Source organism: Lactobacillus selangorensis, from assembly GCF_001437205.1.
Taxonomy (GTDB): Bacteria; Bacillota; Bacilli; order Lactobacillales; family Lactobacillaceae; genus Paralactobacillus; species Paralactobacillus selangorensis.
The window spans coordinates 155,429-175,901 of sequence record NZ_JQAZ01000001.1 but is presented as its reverse complement, the minus strand read 5'-3'; the positions used below and the strand labels follow the sequence as shown (position 1 = coordinate 175,901).

The 20,473-nt window shown below is 47.9% G+C and carries 20 protein-coding genes and 1 pseudogene; 1 reads left to right on the top strand and 20 read right to left on the bottom strand.

Annotated features, from left to right (window positions below; all coding sequences use genetic code 11):
* Positions 1–50 precede the first annotated feature (50 nt).
* The 13 genes and pseudogenes from nusA to IV40_RS00835 form a co-directional block, all read right to left on the bottom strand.
* Positions 51–1,074 (bottom strand): annotated as a pseudogene (gene nusA / locus IV40_RS00895) (transcription termination factor NusA); the annotation flags it as partial.
* 17 nt (positions 1,075–1,091) lie between these two features.
* Positions 1,092–1,568: a ribosome maturation factor RimP gene (rimP, locus tag IV40_RS00890; RefSeq protein ID WP_057768480.1), complete on the bottom strand. Its 477-nt coding sequence runs from the start codon at positions 1,566–1,568 to the stop codon at positions 1,092–1,094.
* Positions 1,569–1,703: 135 nt separating this feature from the next.
* The gene (locus tag IV40_RS00885) at positions 1,704–6,044 is read right to left on the bottom strand and encodes a PolC-type DNA polymerase III (protein ID WP_057768479.1); all 4,341 of its coding nucleotides are present in this window, start codon (positions 6,042–6,044) and stop codon (positions 1,704–1,706) included.
* 79 nt (positions 6,045–6,123) lie between these two features.
* Positions 6,124–7,839, bottom strand: a complete 1,716-nt coding sequence (locus tag IV40_RS00880; protein ID WP_057768478.1) for a proline--tRNA ligase — start codon at positions 7,837–7,839, stop codon at positions 6,124–6,126.
* A 30-nt stretch (positions 7,840–7,869) separates the two neighbouring features.
* Positions 7,870–9,138 (bottom strand): RIP metalloprotease RseP, encoded by a 1,269-nt coding sequence (rseP, locus tag IV40_RS00875; RefSeq protein ID WP_057768477.1) that lies wholly within the window; start codon positions 9,136–9,138, stop codon positions 7,870–7,872.
* A 143-nt stretch (positions 9,139–9,281) separates the two neighbouring features.
* Positions 9,282–10,076, bottom strand: a complete 795-nt coding sequence (locus tag IV40_RS00870; protein WP_057768475.1) for a phosphatidate cytidylyltransferase — start codon at positions 10,074–10,076, stop codon at positions 9,282–9,284.
* A gap of 20 nt (positions 10,077–10,096) precedes the next feature.
* Positions 10,097–10,861, bottom strand: coding sequence for an isoprenyl transferase (locus IV40_RS00865; RefSeq protein ID WP_057768474.1), 765 nt, complete (start codon positions 10,859–10,861; stop codon positions 10,097–10,099).
* A gap of 129 nt (positions 10,862–10,990) precedes the next feature.
* On the bottom strand, positions 10,991–11,551 hold the full coding sequence (frr, locus tag IV40_RS00860; protein WP_057768471.1) for a ribosome recycling factor: 561 nt from the start codon (positions 11,549–11,551) through the stop codon (positions 10,991–10,993).
* Between the two features lie 16 nt (positions 11,552–11,567).
* Positions 11,568–12,299 carry a UMP kinase gene (gene pyrH / locus IV40_RS00855; protein WP_057768470.1) on the bottom strand — a complete coding sequence of 244 codons (732 nt, stop codon included), beginning with the start codon at positions 12,297–12,299 and terminating at the stop codon, positions 11,568–11,570.
* Between the two features lie 112 nt (positions 12,300–12,411).
* Positions 12,412–13,305: a translation elongation factor Ts gene (gene tsf / locus IV40_RS00850; protein ID WP_057768468.1), complete on the bottom strand. Its 894-nt coding sequence runs from the start codon at positions 13,303–13,305 to the stop codon at positions 12,412–12,414.
* A 287-nt stretch (positions 13,306–13,592) separates the two neighbouring features.
* The gene (gene rpsB, locus IV40_RS00845) at positions 13,593–14,390 is read right to left on the bottom strand and encodes a 30S ribosomal protein S2 (RefSeq protein ID WP_057768466.1); all 798 of its coding nucleotides are present in this window, start codon (positions 14,388–14,390) and stop codon (positions 13,593–13,595) included.
* Between the two features lie 154 nt (positions 14,391–14,544).
* Positions 14,545–14,814 (bottom strand): GIY-YIG nuclease family protein, encoded by a 270-nt coding sequence (locus tag IV40_RS00840; RefSeq protein WP_057768463.1) that lies wholly within the window; start codon positions 14,812–14,814, stop codon positions 14,545–14,547.
* Positions 14,804–15,535 carry a tRNA1(Val) (adenine(37)-N6)-methyltransferase gene (locus IV40_RS00835; RefSeq protein ID WP_057768462.1) on the bottom strand — a complete coding sequence of 244 codons (732 nt, stop codon included), beginning with the start codon at positions 15,533–15,535 and terminating at the stop codon, positions 14,804–14,806. Before IV40_RS00835 ends, IV40_RS00840 begins: the two co-directional genes overlap by 11 nt.
* 95 nt (positions 15,536–15,630) lie before the next feature.
* On the opposite strand from IV40_RS00835, the gene IV40_RS00830 reads away from it, so the two are divergent.
* Positions 15,631–16,284, top strand: a complete 654-nt coding sequence (locus tag IV40_RS00830) for a lysophospholipid acyltransferase family protein (RefSeq protein WP_057768460.1) — start codon at positions 15,631–15,633, stop codon at positions 16,282–16,284.
* A 76-nt stretch (positions 16,285–16,360) separates the two neighbouring features.
* On the opposite strand, the gene IV40_RS00825 is transcribed toward IV40_RS00830, so the two are convergent.
* The 7 genes from IV40_RS00825 to rimM all read right to left on the bottom strand — a co-directional run bounded on the left by IV40_RS00825 (position 16,361) and on the right by rimM (position 20,456).
* Entirely contained in the window at positions 16,361–16,597 is a 237-nt protein-coding gene (locus IV40_RS00825; RefSeq protein WP_057768458.1) for a YneF family protein, read from the bottom strand.
* A 71-nt stretch (positions 16,598–16,668) separates the two neighbouring features.
* Positions 16,669–16,917, bottom strand: coding sequence for a DUF896 domain-containing protein (locus tag IV40_RS00820; protein WP_057768456.1), 249 nt, complete (start codon positions 16,915–16,917; stop codon positions 16,669–16,671).
* A gap of 21 nt (positions 16,918–16,938) precedes the next feature.
* Positions 16,939–17,115, bottom strand: coding sequence for a hypothetical protein (locus IV40_RS10850; RefSeq protein WP_164478924.1), 177 nt, complete (start codon positions 17,113–17,115; stop codon positions 16,939–16,941).
* A 129-nt stretch (positions 17,116–17,244) separates the two neighbouring features.
* Positions 17,245–18,576 carry an MATE family efflux transporter gene (locus tag IV40_RS00815; RefSeq protein ID WP_057768808.1) on the bottom strand — a complete coding sequence of 444 codons (1,332 nt, stop codon included), beginning with the start codon at positions 18,574–18,576 and terminating at the stop codon, positions 17,245–17,247.
* A 146-nt stretch (positions 18,577–18,722) separates the two neighbouring features.
* Positions 18,723–19,079, bottom strand: a complete 357-nt coding sequence (rplS, locus tag IV40_RS00810) for a 50S ribosomal protein L19 (protein ID WP_057768454.1) — start codon at positions 19,077–19,079, stop codon at positions 18,723–18,725.
* A gap of 119 nt (positions 19,080–19,198) precedes the next feature.
* Complete coding sequence (gene trmD, locus IV40_RS00805) at positions 19,199–19,942, bottom strand: tRNA (guanosine(37)-N1)-methyltransferase TrmD (RefSeq protein ID WP_057768452.1); 744 nt, start codon at positions 19,940–19,942, stop codon at positions 19,199–19,201.
* Complete coding sequence (gene rimM, locus IV40_RS00800) at positions 19,932–20,456, bottom strand: ribosome maturation factor RimM (RefSeq protein ID WP_057768450.1); 525 nt, start codon at positions 20,454–20,456, stop codon at positions 19,932–19,934. The genes trmD and rimM overlap by 11 nt, the downstream gene beginning before the upstream one ends.
* Between the last annotated feature and the right edge of the window lie 17 nt (positions 20,457–20,473).

Sequence of the window (20,473 nt, the reverse complement as noted above, 5' to 3'; positions counted from 1 at the left end):
ATCCGTTGTCTCGGTGTCATCTGCATCCTGGTCGGCATTATCCATATCTGTTTCGGACTTGATATCGATCTTGTAGCCAGTCAGTTTAGCCGCTAAACGGGCATTCTGACCTTTTTTACCGATTGCCAAGGACAATTGATAATCGGGAACCACGACGGTGCAAGCATGGTCGTTTTCAGGGTCAAACTGCACATCAAGCACTTGGGCCGGATTCAAAGCATTGGCAATGTAAACGGCTGGGTCTTCATCCCAAGCAACAATATCCATGTTTTCACCATGGAGCTCGTTGACAACGGCTTGAACACGGCTCCCCTTAGGCCCGACACAAGTCCCAACGGCATCGACGTTCGGATCGGTCGAACGAACGGCTAACTTAGTCCGGTCGCCGGCTTCACGAGCGGCCGCTACGATTTCAACGATTCCATCGTAAATTTCCGGCACTTCTTGTTCGAAGAGGCGCTTAACGAAATCGGGATGTGTTCGTGAAACGAAGACTTGCGGCCCTTTAGCGGAGTTTTCAACTTTCGTCACATAAACTTTGATTCGATCATGGGGATGATAAGTTTCATTCGGCATCTGATCCTGTTTGCCTAAAACGGCTTCAATCTTGCCCAAGTTGACGTAGACAAACTTATTGTCCCGGCGTTCAACGACCCCAGTCATGATTTCATTTTCGTACTGGCTGTATTCGTCATAAACGATGCCCCGTTCTGCTTCACGGACCCGTTGCATAATGACCTGTTTAGCAGTTTGGGCAGCGATTCGGCCGAAGTCCTGCGGGGTCACTTCAAACTTGATCTCATCGCCGACTTCATAAGCTTTATTGATGTTCAAGGCATCCTTCAAGCTCACTTCCAAACGGGAATCGAACACTTCGTTGGTGACTTCCTTAACGGCATAAACGTGAATGTCGCCCTTCTTTTGGTCAAAATCCACTTCCACGTTTTGGGCCTGGCCATAATTGCGCTTGTAGGCCGAAACGAGTGCCGCCTCCAATGCTTCAACGACGACCTCCTTTTTGACCCCTTTTTCTTTTTCAAGCTGGTCAAGGGCGTTTACTAATTCCTTGCTCATGAGAAATCCTTCCTTTGTTAAAATTCGATTGCCAAGCGTGCCTTGGCAATTTGCTTGCGATCGATTGTGATCTGCTTGCGACGTGTTTTATCCTTGATCGTCAAGGTCACCGTATCCGGAGTCACTTCATTCAAAGTGCCCTCATAAAACTTGTGCCCGTTGATCGCTTTATAAAATGAAAAATGGACATATTGGTCCACAGCAGCCTCATAATCGGCCTCTTTCTTCAAAGGCCGTTCGGCGCCGGGCGAGGAAACCTCCAGCATGTATGCTTGCGGAATCGGATCGGGATCCAAGGCATCTAGTTTTTCACTTAACTCGTCACTGACTGTAGCACACTCTTCAATGGTGATACCGCCCGGTTTATCGACATAGATTCGTAAAAACCAGCTGGGTCCTTCCTTCACATATTCCACGTCGACCAGCTCAAGGTGATGCGCCTCGACAATAGGCGTGACTAAATCACGCACGATTTCAACGACTGATGAACTCAACAATTTCCCTCCTTTGATGAATTTTATGTCTGTTTGAATAATTTGCAATAAAAAGAGCGAGCATCCCTGCTCACTCCCTTCAGAAGTATCGAATTACATAAACCTAGTTTAACATAACTTTGCCGTTCCGACAACCTACATCATGTCAAATAAGCTCAACTGATTTTCATCCGGTAATCCATCGAGGACCCCATTTTCAGTCATATATTCAATCAACGTCTTCGAAACTTTGCCCCGTGTGGCTAAATCTTCCTTTGACAAAAACGGTTTTTCCTCCCGTGCCGACACAATCTGCTTGGCAACGTTATCCCCTAAACCAGGGACAGCTCGGAATGGGGCCAGCAAAGTGTGGTCGTCTTCAATAATAAAGTTTTCAGCATCGGATTTGTTGATATCGATCATTTTAATATTGAAACCCCGTTCCAAACACTCATTGGCAATCTCAAGGACGGTCAGCAAGCCTTTTTCATTGGCAGTCGCATCGTTGCCCTTTTCGTTGATCACCTTCATCGCATCCTTGACGGCCTGCTTGCCACGCGACATGGCGATCAGGTCGAAATTGTCGGCCCGCACGGAGAAGTAGGCACAGTAGTAAATAATCGGATAGTACACTTTGAAGTACGCAATCCGCAGCGCCATCAGGATATAAGCTGTCGCATGCGCCTTCGGGAACATGTACTTGATCTTCAGACACGAATCGATGTACCAATCCGGCACATTGGGGTTGGACCGCATGGCATCCTGCCATTCATCCGGAATCCCACGTCCCTTACGCACATGTTCCATAATCTGGAAGGACATCGACGAGTCCATGCCCCAATGAATTAAATCCATCATAATGTTATCACGGCAGCCAATGACATCTTTTAAGGTGACGGTGCCATCTTTAATCAGTTCTTCGGCATTGCCCAGCCACACATCGGTCCCATGCGACAGCCCCGAAATCTGGAGCAGTTCTGCAAAGGTCGTCGGTTTGGTTTCTTCAAGCATGCCCCGCACAAAACGCGTTCCGAATTCAGGCACACCAAGTGTTCCCATCTTCGAATTGATCTGTTCGGGCGTAACGCCCAATGAACTCGTCCCAGAGAACAAGGCCATGACGCCAGGATCGTCAGTCGGAATTGACTTTGGATTGATGCCGGAAAGATCTTGGAGCATCCGGATCATCGTCGGATCATCATGGCCCAGAATATCCATTTTCAGGATGTTGTCATGAATCGAATGGAAATCAAAATGCGTCGTCTTCCAAGCAGCGGTCTGATCGTCGGCTGGGTATTGAATCGGCGTAAAGTCGAAAATATCCATATAGTTCGGCACAATCAAGATACCGGCCGGATGCTGGCCAGTCGTCCGTTTGACGCCGGTCGCCCCTTTTGCGAGCCGATCAACTTCAGCGGCCCGAAATTGCTGTTCGGTATCTCGTTCATAGGCTTTGACGTACCCATACGCCGTCTTATCGGCCACCGTACCAATCGTCCCAGCCCGGAACACATTGTTCTCGCCGAACAGGACCTGCATATAGTTATGGGCAATCGGCTGATAATCGCCGGAGAAGTTCAAATCGATATCCGGCACCTTGTCGCCGTGGAACCCTAAGAAGGTTTCGAAAGGAATATCATGGCCGTCTTTGTGCAGCGGTGTCCCGCAGTTTGGACACCGTTTGTCGGGCAAATCGAACCCAGACCCGATTTCCCCTTTGGTAAAGAATTCGGAATACTGGCACTTAGGACACCGATAATGCGGCGGCAATGGATTGACTTCGGTAATCCCGAACATCGTTGCGACCAGACTGGACCCAACGGACCCACGTGACCCAACCAAATAACCATCTTTGTTCGATTTATGCACAAGCCGCTGCGCAATCAAGTAAATGACCGAGAAACCATTTCCGATAATACTCTTCAATTCCTTATCGAGCCGTTCTTGGACCAAATCAGGCAGCTCAGCGCCATACAAACGATGGGCTTCATCCATCGTCTTCTGGCGGACTTCATCTTCGGCACCTGGAATTTTCGGTGTATACAGTTTATCCTTCACCGGCACGATGTCATCGATCATATCGGCAATCTTGTGGGTGTTTTCGACTACAATTTTGTGGGCGGTCGCATCATCAAGAAAGTCGAAGGCCTTCAGCATTTCATCCGTCGTCCGGAAATGGACATCCGGCAACGGATTGCGATTCAACGGATTAGCCCCGCCCATCGAGTGAATCAGAATCTTGCGGTAAATCGCATCGGTCGTATCCAAGTAGTGCGCATCGCCAGTTGCGACAACCGGCTTGTTGAGTTCATCACCGATTTTAACCAGATTGGTCAGAATTTCTTCAAGCTGCTGGTCATCGGCAATCAGCCCGCTATCAATCATCGGCTGATAATTGGCTTTCGGCATCACTTCGATGTAGTCGTAATAACGGGCCTTCTTCAAGGCTTCGCCATACCCTTTTTGCACCATTGCAATGAAAACATCGCCGGACCCGCAGGCCGAACCGACCAGCAAACCGTCCCGATACTTCTGGAGCACACTACGAGGCACACGAGGGGTCCGATAATAGTACTTGACCATCGAAGCCGACACCAGTTTAAACAGATTCTTTAAACCAGCCTGTGTTTGCGCAAAAACGGTCGCATGGGTCGGACGGGACTGTTTATAAGCCTCGTTTTCGCCAACATGGTCGTTCAGCTGCTTGTCGTTGGTGATTCCATATTTCTTTTCAGCTTCTTTGAACAGTTTGTACATCAAATAGCCGGTCGACTCCGCATCGGCATTGGCACGATGATGGTGTTCCAAACTAATCTTGTAACGTTTGGCCAAACTGTCCAACTTATGATTCTTGTATTCAGGATGCAGTAAGCGGGATAATTCCAAAGTATCAATAATCGGATTGGAAATCTCGGGCTCGTCATAACGCCGGTAAGCACTATTGATGAAGCCGACATCGAACGTGACGTTATGACCGACCATAATCGTCCCTTTGCAGAACGCACGGAATTCATCCATCACTTCTTGTTCCGACTTGGACCCATGGACCATTTCATCAGTGATATGGGTCAAATTGGTCGTGAATTCAGACAACGGATGCCCCGGATCGATAAATTCTTCGAAATGATCGATGACCGCCCCATCTTTCATTTTAACGGCAGCAACTTCGATTGCCCGGTCATAAACGGCCGATAACCCCGTTGTTTCCAAATCAAAGACGACATATTCAGCTGGTTCAAGTTCGATATCCTGCAGATTATAGGCAATCGGCGTTCCATCGTCGACCAAGTTCACTTCAACGCCATACAAAATCTTGACATTATTCTTCTGGCCGGCCTGATAGGCTTCCGGGTAAGCCTGCAACGCATAATGGTCGGTGACTGCAATCGCCGTTTGACCCCAATCGGCCGCCCGTTTGACGTAATCACTGATACTCGGCAAGGCATCCATCTGCGACATATTGGTGTGCAGATGTAATTCAACCCGGTGTTCGCCCTCAGCAGTATCCTGGCGGACCGGATGGTCAACTTGCATGATGTCATTCGCATTGACGACCAAATCCCGCACGAAGTTATCTTCTTGGACATTGCCCCGAATCTTGACCCACATGCCGGTCTTGATAGCCGCAAAAATGGCCTCTTCTTTTTCGTTGCGAGAAAATTTCTTGACGGTAAAGGAGGACGAATAGTCGGTTACTTTCAAGATCAGCAGCTGCCGGCCCGAACGGAGAACACGCACTTCGCTATTGAAAATATACCCTTCGATAACGACCGACCGTTCTTCTTCGGTAATCGTGCTCATCTGCTTTGTCGGTTCCTGATCGTTGATTGTCCGGCCTAAAGCAATCGGCCCGGTGTATTCACCCGGTTCACTGGCTTTCTTTTTCTTTTCAGCCGCATTCTTTTTGAGCTGCTCGGATGCTTTTTTGGCAAGTGCCGCATCTTTCTTAGCTTTGTCGGCTTTGAAGGCATCGATTTTTTCCTGACTCGCCGACTCATCAACGATTGTGTGCACATTGAAGGACGGAAATCCAACCGTCTGGTAACTCTCTTCGAGCGGTCCCAGCGCCTGCTGGGTCAAGAAATTCTGGATGACTTCATTATCGGCCACCAGCATCACTTGTTTGCCTTCAAGGTACGGCGTCTGCTTATCAAATAATTCTTGGACCAGCGGCGATTTTAGTCCGCTGGCGGAAATGACATATTGCCAGTAAGCCGCTAAATTGGCGTCCGTCACTTGCGGTGCGGTCGTTTCGATTTGAACGGAAACCTTGGCGATATCACGAAAGGCCGTCAGCATCGTCTGCTGCAGCTGTTCGAAAATCTGAAACGGTAAAATATCCTGGAATTGCAGATGGAATTCCCACCGGCGCGATTGGGCATGCACGATCACCTGATCGACGGCCGCCTCTTTAAAGCCTGGATAATTGACAATCTGCTCTGGCAGTTGGATTTGTTCCAACAGTTTCTGGAACAATTCCTGCTTTGATAATGCCACGCTTTTTCCTCCTTTAAAATTGTGTGTCGTTCATAAAGAAAAGGCTGGATAAACTGTCTATCCGGCCCCTCCTTCCTGATTATTTATTTTGATCGGGATTCAGTAAAATGCTAACGGCATTTTCAAGTTCATCCTTCTTCACTTCAAGTGTTTCGCCTGTCTTGCGAATCTTAATCTCGACGATTCCGTCAGCGGCTTTCTTGCCGACGGTGATTCGTAATGGCAAACCAATCAAATCGGAATCGGCGAATTTGACACCGGCCCGCACGTTGCGGTCATCCAGTAAAACAGTATGACCGGAATTTTCAAGCATAACTTCGATTTCGTTGGCCAGAACCACTTGTTCTTCTTTCTTCATGTTGATCGGAATGATGTGCAGTTCGAATGGCGCAATATTACGTGGCCAAACAAGTCCACGGTCATCAGCCTGCTGTTCAGCAATTGCACTCAGCAGACGGCTGACCCCGATTCCGTACGAACCCATGATAATCGGCTTGGCACGACCGTTTTCATCCAAGAAAGTGGCATGCATTGCTTCGGAGTATTTCGTTCCGAGCTTGAAAATGTGCCCAATTTCAATCCCACGTGTAAACTTCAAAGTCCCGTTGCCATCTGGTGATGGTTCGCCTTCCTTAACGGTCCGGAAATCGGCATAAACTTCGGGGTCGAAGTCGCGATTAGGATTAACGTTGAGGTTATGGAACCCATCTTCGTTCGCACCAGCAACCGCATTGACCATGTTTTCAACATTGCGGTCGGCTAAAATACGGACCTCTTTATCAACCCCGACTGGACCCAATGAACCAATCGAAGCATGCAGATACTGCTGAACTTGTTCCGGTGTGGCTAAGTCTAAGAAGTCAGCCTGCAGGAAGTTCTTGAGTTTGACATCGTTGACGTCATCCGTACCGTTGACTAAGACCAGAACGGGCTTTTCATCGGCAATAAACAGGACACTCTTAATCAGTTTTGCTTCAGGCACCTTCAAAAAGGCGGCCACTTCAGCGATTGTTTTCGCATCTGGTGTGGCGACTTTTTCAAGTGCTTTGACGGCTTCGTCAGAATGTTCCTGGACGTTCAAACTAGTTGCCATTTCGATATTCGCAGCATAGTCGCTGCTATCGGAATAAGCAATCGTATCTTCACCGATATTGGCGATGGCGCTGAATTCCTTCGAATCCTTGCCGCCCATTGCGCCGGCATCCCCGATGATAGTCCGATAATCCAAACCGCATTCATTGAAGATTTCTGTGTAGGCCTTTTCCATGTCATCAAAAATCCGGTCCAAGTCGTCAGTGTTGGCAGTAAAGGAATACGCATCCTTCATAATGAATTCGCGGTTCCGCAGCAAACCGGCACGAGGCCGTTTCTCATCCCGGAACTTCGGTTGAATTTGATATAAAACTTTTGGTAATTTTTTGTAGGAGTTCAAATTATCCCGCACAAGATCCGTAAATGTTTCTTCGTGGGTCGGTCCCAACAAGAAATCACGTTCGTGGCGATCCTTCAACTGGAATAATTCAGGCCCGTAAGTACTGATTCGACCGGATTCTTCCCACAATTCAGCCGGAATGATTTCGGGCATCAGCATCTGAACGGCACCGATCTTTTCCATTTCTTTTTCGATAATATCTTCGATATGGCGGAGAACTTTATAGCCCATCGGCAAATACGCAAAGACACCAGCGGACACCTGACGAATATAACCGGCCCGGAGCATCATCTGATGACTCTTGGCTTCGGCATCATTCGGGACTTCTTTCAACGTAGGAATGAACATTTTGGACTGCTTCATTAACTTTTACTCCTCTTATAAACTTAATTTTTAACGCACAAAAAACTGCTGGATATCGTTCCAGGTGACGAGCAGCATCAGGATGACGAGAAACCCGACCCCAATCAGGGTAATAATGCCTTCGTGTTCTTCTGAAACCGGCTTGCCACGCACCGCTTCAATCAGATTCAGCAACAATTTCCCGCCATCGAGCGCTGGAATCGGAATCAAATTCATGATTCCTAAGTTCAAGGATAAATAACCCAGGAAGAAGGTCAATCCCAACAAGCCCTGACTGGCAAATGAATTCGTCATCGAATAGATTCCGACTGGCCCCGCTAACTTATTCAGCGAGAAACCGCCGGTGAAGAAACTGCCAAGTACCGTAAAGATTTGGGTGGTCAGGCTCCATGTTTCGGTGAAGCCGTAACTGACTTTGGCGCCGAGCGACTGGTCACGTGCTGGCGACACTCCAATCAGGCCGACCTTCTTTTTGTTGCTGGTCTGGGAAGTCGTCTTGATTGTCTTGACGCTTTCCTGGCCTTTATGGTCGATTGTCACCTTGATTTTTTTATTCGGTTGCGCCGAGATACGCGCCGAATAGGCATTGAAGTCCTTGGTCTTGTGCCCATTAACGGCCACAATCCGATCACCAGCAACCAAACCGCTGCGAGCAGCCGGCGAATTGGCCTCGATTTGCCCAATCTCGTTATTATCCTTGATTGGGCCGCCCTGCATAAAGCCGACTAGGATGAAAGCCAAAATGGCCAAGATGAAATTATTCATCGGACCGGCAAAATTCGTCATCATCCGTTTCGGCAAACTGACGGATTGAAACTGAACATCGAGCGGTGCAATCTGAATTTCAGTGCCATCTTCTTCGATGATTGTTGCATCGTGATTGACAAAATAACGTTTTACTTGGGATTCATCCCCGTTTTCGTAACCTTCGACATACAAATCGCGTTCCAGGTCGGTTTTGACGATCTGCATCGGGATGCCGTTAACGGTTGTCACCTTATCGCTAGTGTTGATTGTCCGGACCTTGCCGGTATCATCGAGCAATAAGCTGACCGCCGTTCCGGGTTCAAGCTCGAGCTCGTCATCGCCGAGTCCCGCCATCCGGACATAACCACCCAATGGCAGCCACCGCAATGTGTAGGCTGTCCCATTGCGGCGCATCGAAAAAGCTTTGGGCCCCATCCCGACAGAAAATTCCCGCACTAAAATGCCGGACTTTTTGGCAAAGAAGTAATGGCCGAATTCATGCACAATCACTAAGATACCAAAAATGATAATGAAGGCAATGATTGTTGTCACTTTTCTAGCTCCCTTCTCATTTGACCTATGCCTGCTATTATATCACGAAACACAAACACGACAAAGAACGGTTTGAGGCCGTTCCCATCGCAACGGGAAAAAAAACCAGCTCCAAATTTGAATTTGAAGCTGGCTTTTGCAATTTAAAATAAACCAAACAGATGTAACAGCGGCAAGGTAAACAGCACACTATCGAAGCGGTCTAGAATTCCGCCATGCCCGGGCAGGATTTTGCCGGAGTCTTTGACGCCGTAATAACGTTTGTAAGCTGATTCGACCAGGTCGCCGAGCTGTCCGACACATGAGAAGATGAAGGACAAAATCAGCATCGCCCAGTATGGATGTGGGAACGTGCCAGCCGGAGCCACTTTCAGGTAAATCGCTGAAATAATCACAGCAACCACCGTGCCGCCGATTGACCCTTCCCATGTCTTGTTGGGACTGATAACCGGCCACAACTTATGCTTGCCGATTCGTTTGCCGATTTCGTAAGCACCGGTATCGGTTGAGGTAATAATCAGGACAATCCAGAAAATCATCCAAGCACTGCCAAGGTTCCGAGCGGCCGCAAAGTTATGGAAGCCGGTCCCAATGTAAAGGGCCGCCAGCGTCAGCACACCGGCATCATCGAAGTTGAAATGATTTTTGGAGAAGACCATCATCGCCAGTAAAATCATAATCAGGAAATAGAAAACGTCGAAGGCGCCTAAATGGAACGGCATACCGTTGAAAAACGAACGGGGCACAATCAAGGTCAGGGTGGCCAAGGTTGTGATCACAAAATCCCAAGACATGATGACCCGTTTACGCATGATGAAAATTTCAGAAACACCGATCACGCCTAAAATGCAGGCGGCAATATCAAGCCAGATGCCCCCAAATAGCATGAGGGGGATCATAATGGCCATTAAGACTACCGCAGTAATGATTCGTTGCATGTTTTAAAAGCCTCCCTTGCTTATTTGATGCCGCCGAAACGACGATCTCGATTTTGATATGTCGCAATGGCTTTACGCAGCGTTTCCGTTGAAAAGTCAGGCCACAGATCATCGACAAAGACCATTTCGCTATAAGCAATCTGCCAGAGCAGGAAGTTCGAAATTCGTTCTTCCCCACTCGTTCGAATCAGCAGATCGGGGTCGGCTAAGTCGCCTAAAAAGGCCGTCATCAGATTATCGGCAAACAGATGATCATCGATCTCATCCGGTTGAATATTGCCATCAACGGCTTGCTGGGCCAACTTCTGGGCAGCCGTTACGATTTCAGCCCGGCTGCCGTAGTTCAAAGCAAAATTGAGAATCATGCCGGTATTTTGTTCAGTATCCTTCATCGCATCCTGTGCGGCTTTCAAGGTTTGTGCCGGCAGGTCATCCAAATAGCCCATGACTTTGACCCGCACGTTTTCTTCAATCAATTCCGGCATAAAGGTGTTAAAGAAGGTTACTGGTAATTTCATAATGTATTTGACTTCATCCTGCGGCCGTTTCCAGTTTTCGGTCGAGAACGCATATAAAGTCAGCACTTTGACCCCCATTCGACTCGCTGCTTTGGCGATAGTCTTGACGGTTTCCATGCCCTGTTTATGGCCGGCCACACGTGGTAAATGCCGTTTTTTAGCCCAACGGCCGTTCCCATCCATGATAATGGCGACATGTTCGGGAATGCGATCGGGGTCTAATTGAATTTCTGCTGTTTCTGGTTGTTTATTTTTTCCTGAAAACACAGTTTACCCTCCACTCATCTTAAAAAGTTTCCCCATTATTGTATCATACGCACCCAGCGACACCTAATGTTATTTCAGCACTAAAAAAGCATCCCGCACCTCATCATGCGGAATGCTTTCTGAGCAAGACTAGCCTTCGGTAATTTCTTTTTCTTTGTCCTTGGCAATCTGATCGATCTTCTTGGTCGCTTCATTCGTCAATTTCTGGGCTTCATCTTCGAGATCATGCAATTCATCTTCGCTGATGTCGCTGTTTTTCTGCTGCTTCTTGAGCACATCAAGGGCATCACGACGAATATTACGAATCGCCACCTTCGAGTTTTCGGCTTCTTGGCTGACCTGCTTGGCCAATTCCTGACGACGTTCCTTAGTCAGCTGCGGCACAGCTAAACGAATCACGTCGCCATCGTTTGCTGGATTGATGCCGATATCGGATTCTTCGATGGCCCGCACAATATTGTCAGTCGCTGACTTATCATACGGTGTGACCGTCAAAACACGTGGTTCAGGGATTCGAATGGCCGCAATCTGATTCAGCGGTGTCGGTGCCCCATAATAATCAACGTTGATCCGGTCGAGCAGGCTGGCATTGGCACGGCCGGCCCGAGTCCCGCCTAATGTGTATTCCAAAGCTTGTTCGGTCTTCTGCATGTTTTCAGAAGCTTTTTGTAAAGTTGGATTTTGTGTCATAAGTGTTACTCCTCTATTAGTTGTTGATCGTAGTCCCGATGTCTTCGCCTTCAACAGCTTTCTTGATATTGTCGGCTTCATTCAAATTAAAGACCACAATCGGAATATTATTATCCATTGATAAGGTGCTGGCAGTCGAATCCATCACATGAAGATCCTTGTTGACGATATCCATATGAGTTAAGTGTGCATACTTCTTTGCATCCGGATGGGTCTTCGGATCGGCCGAATAAACGCCGTCGACGCCATTCTTGCCCATCAAGATCACATCGGCGCCGATTTCAGCGGCACGTAATGCAGCCGTTGTATCCGTTGAGAAGTAAGGATTCCCAGTTCCGCCGGCGAAGATGACAACGCGTTTCTTTTCCAAATGATGAATGGCCTTCCGGCGAATGTAAGGTTCGGCGATCTGCCGCATCTCAATCGAAGTCTGAACACGGGTCGGAACACCGACTTTTTCGAGACCATCCTGCAAAGCTAAAGCATTCATAATCGTTGCCAGCATGCCCATGTAATCAGCTTGAGCCCGTTCCATGCCCATTTCGGCACCCGTTTCGCCACGCCAGATGTTGCCGCCGCCGACGACGATGCCGATTTCGACACCCATGTCAAAAACCTGCTTGATTTGCGTTGCGATCGTTGCGATCACAGGCGGGTTGATGCCGAATCCGTTTTTACCGGATAAGGCTTCGCCGCTGACCTTTAAGACAATGCGTTTGTACTTGATATGCTGATCCGTATTCGTCATGATTTGCCCTCCATAAATCTTTTTTTCAAGTCCTATTCTAACATATTCAATCCTGAATTTCGGCGCTTGGCCATAAAAAAAGCGTGTCATTAAGACACGCTCTTATTAAAAACTAGTTTTTAGCGTCATCAATTTGTTTCTTGATTTCAGCTGCAAAGTCATCTTGTGCTTTTTCGATGCCTTCGCCAACTTCATAACGAACGTAGCTTTGTACTTCGGCACCTTTTGATTCAGCGTACTTCGCAACGGTCATATCTGGGTCCTTGATGAACTTCTGGTCAACCAAGCAAACTTCGGAGTACCACTTGTTCATCCGGCCATCAACGATTTTAGGCAAAATCTTTTCAGGTTTGCCTTCGTTTTTAGTTTCTTCAGTGAAGACTTCAGTCTGATGCTTTACTTCGCTGTCAGGCACTTCGACACGGTTCAAGAACTGCGGATTGATTGCGGCAACGTGCATTGCAATATCCTTGGCAGTTGCTTCATCGCCGCCCTTGTCGACTACTAAAGCCGCGATTTGGCCGCCGTTATGGATGTACTTGCCGAAGACTTCATCGTCGCTCTTTTCAACGACTTTGAAACGACGCAAGCTGATTTTTTCACCGATCACAGCTGTTAAAGCAGTGATTGTTTGTTCAACATCGCCATCGTCGCCCATGTTGAGCTTCATGGCAGCATCCATGTCAGCTGGCTTGTTCTTTGCGATTACTTCGGTCACATCTTTGACGAAGTTTTGGAACTTGTCATTGGAAGCCACATAATCCGTTTCAGCATTGACTTCAACGATTGCAGCGGCATTGTCATAAACGGCAATATCAGCTAAACCTTCGGCAGCAACACGGCCGCTCTTCTTAGCAGCCTTTGCCACACCTTTTTCACGTAAAACGTCAACAGCCTTGTCCATATCGCCATCAGCAGCAACTAATGCCTTTTTAGCATCCATCATGCCGATACCGGTTTTTTGACGTAATTCCAAGACTTGCTTTGCAGAAATTTTGTTTGCCATCGTCTAGAACCTCCATTGGTTGAATGATTTTTTAAAAAAAGCTGCCTCAAACTTGCCAAGGCAATTTAATAAGACAGCTTTTCCATAATTATTATAATTCAGCGTTCGAATCCCGTTTAGGATTCGAGCTTCATCAGTAAACAGATTGATTTCGACGCTTAGGTCGAAACGCGTTCCAAAGCACTGACTTTTCCGCTGAATAGCCTTTGCCTAGTGAGTAAGACCACTCACCACGTCAAAGGCTACTTCATGCTCAAAGTCACTCCGTGCTTTGTCACGCTCTGTTTTTATTGCTGATCTTTTTTGTCTTTGTTGTCGCCTTCAACAACATCAACGATTTCTTCCATCGAATCGTTGCCTTGCTTGGCGTCGTCGAAGTCGCCTTCTTGAACGTCTTGGTCTTCGCCCTGACGGCCTTCAACAATGGCATCTGCCATCTTTGAAGTGATCAGACGAATGGCACGAATGGCATCATCGTTGGATGGAATAATGACATCGATGTCATCTGGGTCAGCGTTGGTATCAACCATCGCAACGATCGGGATGTTCAGCTTGTGAGCTTCTTGAACCGCGATCTTTTCCTTGCGTGGATCCACGATGAACATCACATCAGGGATGCGTGGCATATCTTCGATACCGCCCAAGAACTTTTCAAGTTTAGCTTCGGACTTCTTTAACTTGGAAACTTCCTTCTTTGGCAAACGATCGAATGTGCCATCAGTTGACATCTTCTTGATGTCCTTTAAGCGCTGAATCCGTGTTTGAATTGTGGCCCAGTTGGTCAAAGTACCGCCTAACCAGCGATGGTTAACGTAGTATTGACCGGCACGAGTAGCTTCTTCTTCAATTGAATCTTGAGCTTGCTTCTTTGTGCCGACGAACAAGAAGACACCACCGTCTGCGGCTTCGTTCTTGACGAAGTCATAGGCGTCATCAATCATCTTAACTGTCTTTTGTAAGTCGATGATGTAGATACCGTTCCGTTCTGTAAAGATATACGGCTTCATCTTTGGGTTCCACCGACGTGTTTGGTGACCGAAATGGACACCAGCTTCAAGAAGCTGTTTCATGGTTAAAACTGCCATAAGTATGATTCCTCCATTGGTTTTTGATTTTCGTCCGCCGGCGTCCTTTTTATGGAGAACTCGTGTGAGCACCGTTCCATAAATCGACCGACGTGTGAATTGATGCAATAGCACCGTTATTTATTTTAACGGATTGTCTTTTTAAAAGCAATCTTTATTTCCAGACAATTTGATGGGCCGTCAAGAATTTTTCCTTGGCACGACGTGGCTGATGTTTAAAGGCATATTCAGCCTTCAAAGCCGCCGATTTAGTGGTAAATTCTTCTGAATACAAGAGTTGCACCGGCCGGCGACTGCGGGTATACTTGGCGCCCTTGCCGGCATTGTGCGTCGCCACTCGTTTAGCCACGTCGTCCGTAAAACCGCCGTAAAAGCTCTGGTCCGCACATAATAGCACATAAAAGTAGTACGCTTTAGTCGCCATAGATCAACCGCTGCACTTCCGGCGTATACTGATTAGGCGCATCATAGACGACCAGCGGTGCTTCCAGATGGAGCCCCCCTGGTTTGCCGTCTTTGATGGCTTCAATCAGAAACATGTTGGCGTCCTTATTCTGAAACGGATAGACAAAGCGAATCCGTTTCGGAATCAGCCGGTTGGCCACCATCTTCTGGCACATTTCTAGAAAACGGTCCGGCCGGTACACAAAACTCGCCCGGCCATTTGTCTTCAATAAAGCACTCGTCGTTGCTAAAACTGTGTTTAAATCGGTTTTGAGTTCATGGCGGGCAATTGCTAAGTACGGATTCGGATTTTTCTGGCTGTGCGGCTGATCGGCAAAGTACGGCGGATTGCAGGTCACAACGTCATAGGCATCTTTTTTCAAGGTTTGCGGCGCATCCTTGAGGTCGATTGGATAAACATGCAGCCGGTCTTCCAAGTGATTTAATTGTACCGACCGGGCTGCCATATCGGCCAAACGGGACTGAATTTCAACTAAATTGATTGGCCCGCTGGTTTTCTGACTCAAAAATAAGGCGACCGCCCCATTGCCGGCACAGAGGTCGACTGCCTTGCTGCGGCGGCTGATACGAGTGAAATCGGCCAGCAACACCGCATCGAGTGAGAAGGAGAAGACTTCGTCGCTTTGAATGATTTTAACAGTTTGTCCATATAACTGGTCGATTCGTTCATCGGGATGCATCGGAACAGCTCCTTTCAAAATAGCATTTTTCTAGGTTTATTTTTTGGTATAATGGAAACGATTGTAGCAACGAACGTCAGAAAGGAAGTTAAACCATGTTTTTTTCGTTTGCACGGGCGTTGATCCGTGCCTTTGTGTGGCTTATCAATGGTAACACACATTATGAAAATCGTGACAAGCTGTTCGACGGTCCGTACATTTTAGTGGGGCCGCACCGAACTTGGTGGGATCCGATCTTCTTTGCGCTCGCCGCAAGTCCCCGTCAATTTTCATTTATGGCTAAAGAAGAATTATTTAATAACCGTTTTTTCCGGTTTGTGCTGGTCCATGCACATGCTTTTCCCGTCAACCGCAAAAATCCGGGTCCTTCGGCAATTAAAACGCCCGTCCGGATTTTGAAGGACGGCAAATTATCTCTAATCATGTTTCCGTCCGGCAGCCGGTACTCCTCCGAATTAAAAGGCGGCGCCACTGTCATTGCCAAACTCTCCAAGGCACCGCTGATTCCAGTTGTCTACCAAGGCCCGCTGAAATTTCGGGACCTCTTCCTGCGGAAACGAATCACCGTTCGGTTTGGCGACCCAATCACCGTTGACCCCAAACTGAAGCTCAACGACGCCGGTTTAGCCACAGTCAGCGACGAAATGCAGGTTGCCTTCGATAAGCTCGACGCCGAAATCGATCCCAATTTCCACTACGTCCCTGATGAAGAAAAAGCTCTCAAGGAAAAAGAAGAAGGCAAAATGTAAGGAGAGTGCGGCCCTGAACGATTAAAACCACAAAAAAACTGTCACCAATTTCAGTTGGCGGCAGTTTTTTTATCGCTTACTTTTTGCTGTTAGCTTTCTTTTGTTCAGCTTTCATCGAATTCATCATTTGATTCAACTTTTTAGCGGATGGTTTTTGTCCCATCTGTGCCATCATCGAACGTAAAACGTCCTCATTGATTGGTGGATTTTCTTGGAAGTATTTCTTCATATATTGACGTGCACCGTAGAATCCGGCGACCGCACCAATGATACCTCCGACCAAGAAGATCAAGATGCCCCATAAGACAGTCATGCTGCTCCCTCTTTCGTGATTGATTTACCTAGTTTATTCTACACAAGTTGCCCTTAAAATGAAAGGCTTGCTTAATCGTTGCGAAGCTTCCGATCGCGCTGAATCTTCTTAACTTTGTCAGAAGTCACTTCTTTACCGTTCTTATCAAAGACCCGCAAGTCTTCAATCTGCTGCTTGAAGCCGGCCCGAAAATCGGCCAGATATTCCTTACGCAGCTTAGCCTGTTCTTTTTTTTCGTCGTTGGTCAAACCTTCAGTAGTCTTGGCCTTTTTTGCTAATGCGTTAATGCGATCTAATCGTGCTTGTGGTTGTTCTGCCATTTTTAAAGCCTCATTTCATTTTTAATATAATGGAATCCGTTGATACGAATAGCCTCCATCAGCAAGCGGATACTCTGGATAAGGTGTCGTCGTTAGCACGGCGACGAAATCTTTCGCCCGCTGTTCGCTGTTAAAGGCCCGCAAAACGGTCATTGTTGTATTTGTCTGATAATAGACCACGTAAATCCAGGTCGTCATAACATTGCCCCCATGCGATATTACGCCGTAAAAAAAGGCCAAGAACAAAGTTTTCGACCTTTTCCGTTTATTGATGTCAGCATAAAACCTTCAAACAACAATTTTACCATGATTTTTAAAATTCGCAACTCACACCGCCGTTTGTGAAGACGGCAGCAGACGCCGATACAGCCAGAAGCCGATTGCAAAAGTAATCACATCGGAAACTGGCTGCCCCATAATTACTCCTTGGAAGCCGCGCCATTTCGATAAGAGAACAATCACCAGGGCAAAGACGACGCCCTGACGGGTAATCGCCATCATGAACGCTCCTATCGCCTTGCCGATTGATTGAAAAACAGTGGTAAAAACTAAAATTGCTCCGATAAAGGGCGCCGTTACTAATAACCAACGCAGCATTTCGGTCCCCTCTTTGACAATTGCCGGCTGCTGCATAAATAACGCCACGACCTGCGGCGCAAAAATCATCAGTAAGACGGCGGATAACAATGCGTAACCAATTTCAACGGCAAAATCAAACTGCAGGATTTTCCGGAAACGCTGCCGGTTGCCGGCCCCGAAATTGTAGCCAATCAGTGGCTGGGCACCAAAAGCAAAACCGACCATAATCAGCATAACAATCATATAGACCTTGGTGGCGATTCCCATCGCTGCCAGCGCAACGGCCCCATAGACCGCCAAATAATTATTGAGCAGCAGGATGCCGAAACTCTGGGTCAGATTGGTCAACGACGCCGGAATCCCGATGCTGAAGACTTGCCGGACACCGGTCATCGGAATCCGCCATAACCGTGGCGACAAGGACAATACTTTGCAGTCGGCGAGCATGTAGTAAATGAGCAGCAGCGTGTTCACGGCGTATCCCAGCACATTGGCCAGGGCCACGCCAGTTGTGCCCCAATGGCACACAAACAGAAACAACGGGTCGAGAACGATGGCCAGTGCAATGCCGGCTAACGTCGCCAGCATCGATTTATTGGCTAGTCCTTCCGTCCGAATGATATTATCCGGCACCAGCGACACAATGATGGCCGTCGACCCAATCGCAAGCATCCGGTAAAAACCGGCAGCATACGGATAAGTGGCGGACGTGACCCCTAACAGGCCTAACAGCGGACGTTCGAAAACCAGCAACAGCGCCGTTAAAATCAAACTGGCAACAATCGCTGCATAAAAACAAAAGCTGCTCAAGCGGGCACATTTCTCATGTTCTTTCTGGCCCATAAACCGTGAGATGACGGCACTGCCGCCCAATCCAAAAATATCGCCAACCGCCAGCATAAACGTCAATAACGGTGCTCCTAATGCGACACCTGCCACCAAATCAGCATTACCCGTCTGCGCCACAAAAAAAGTGTCCGCCAGATTATAGACCATACTAGCGACCATTTCGAGAACGACTGGCAAAGCCAGCTGCATGTACACTTTGGGAATGGGGGCATGTGCAAACATGTCATCCATTTTCATTTTGGTTCCTCCTCCATTGAAAACCGCCGTAACGGCTTTCATCGTTCAGAGATAAGTGTAGCACTTGCTTTTTGCCGGCGCTAATGAAAATTAAACCAACAAAAAAAGCCGTTCTGTAAACGAACGACTTTGAAGCAATCTTAACGACGTGCTTCCTTGATACGAGCAGCCTTGCCGCGTAATGCACGTAAGTAGTACAACTTGGCACGACGAACACGACCATGACGTGTCACATCGATTTGGGCAACACGTGGTGAGTTCAATGGGAATGTCCGTTCAACACCGACACCGCTACTGATCTTGCGAACAGTATAAGTTTCGCTGATGCCATGGCCATGGCGCTTGATTACAACACCTTCAAATAACTGGATACGTTCACGTTCACCTTCGACAACGCGGACATGGACACGAACAGTATCGCCGGGACGGAAATCAGGAATATCGGAACGTAATTGTTCGTTTGTGATTTCGTCGATCAATGGATTTTGCTGACTCATAAATAAGTTCTCCCTTTGTTCCGACGTTCATCACCGCATTCGGGCGAGCGGAGCATCGTTGATTGTGAATTTCTCATCACAGTATTAAATACTACCATAGCAACCATTACTTGTAAAGATTATTTACCAAGGTCGGCTCGTTCGAATTCCCGCAGCCACTTTTTCTGCTGGCTGCTGAGGTCATACGTACTCAGCAAATCCGGCCGGCGTTCATAGGTCCGCCGCAAAGCTTCCTTAGCCCGCCATTTGTCAATTTCCTGATGATTGCCGCTCATCAAGACATCGGGCACCTTCAAACCCCGATATTCAGGCGGCCGGGTGTACTGCGGATATTCCAGCAGTCCCGTCGAGAATGATTCATCTTTATTCGAAGCTTGGTTGCCCAAGACACCTGGCAGCAGGCGAACGGTCGCATCAATCATGGTCAAGGCGCCCAGTTCGCCGCCCGTCAGCACAAAGTCGCCCAACGAAAATTCATCCGTCACCAAGGTCCGGATTCGTTCATCGTAGCCTTCGTAATGGCCGCAGATGAAGACCAGTTCCTCTTCATGCGCTAAGTTTTCGGCAATTTTCTGAGTGAACGGCACACCAGCCGGGTCGAGCAAGATGACCCGTTTCTGGGCCGCCGTTGATTGTGTATTCACATCATCCAGCGCCCGAAAAATGGGCTGCGGCTGCAGGAGCATTCCGGCGCCGCCACCATACGGGGTATCGTCGACATGGTGGTGTTTGTCGTCGGAATAATCCCGAAAGTTAATGACATTCAGGTCAAACAGCTGTTTTTCTAAGGCTTTCCCGACGATTGATTCATGGAGCACTTCGTTAATTACATCTGGGAATAAGGTCAGCACATCAATCTTCATCGTCTAACCCCGCTGGCACATCTACCGTTGCTGTTTTGTCCTGCAAATCAACTTTGAGCACGACACTCTTCAAATACGGCAGCAGCAGGTCGGATTTGCCGTCCCGTTCCACGACCCAGACATCATTCGGACCAAGATCCATAATATCTGTGACCGTTCCGATCGGATTGCCAGTTTGAACGTCTTTAACCGTCAATCCGATAATATCGTTGTAGTAGTATTCATCCGCACTCAAATCGGTGCCCCGATCGGCAGCGGCAACTTCGAGATCATCGCCCTTGAACTGTTCAACGGCATTGATGTCGTCGTAGCCTTCAAAAGTCAGCAGTTCAAAGTTCTTATGCTTGCGATGGCTCTTTACAGTGACAGCAACGGGTCCCTGCTTGGTCTGGATGTACAAACGCTGGCCTGCTTGGAATCGCGCATCCGGAAAATCAGTCGTCGCAAGAATCCGTAATTCACCCTTCAGACCTTGCGTATTTACAATGCGACCGACACGATAAAATTCTGGCATGGTGAACCTCCTTTGGA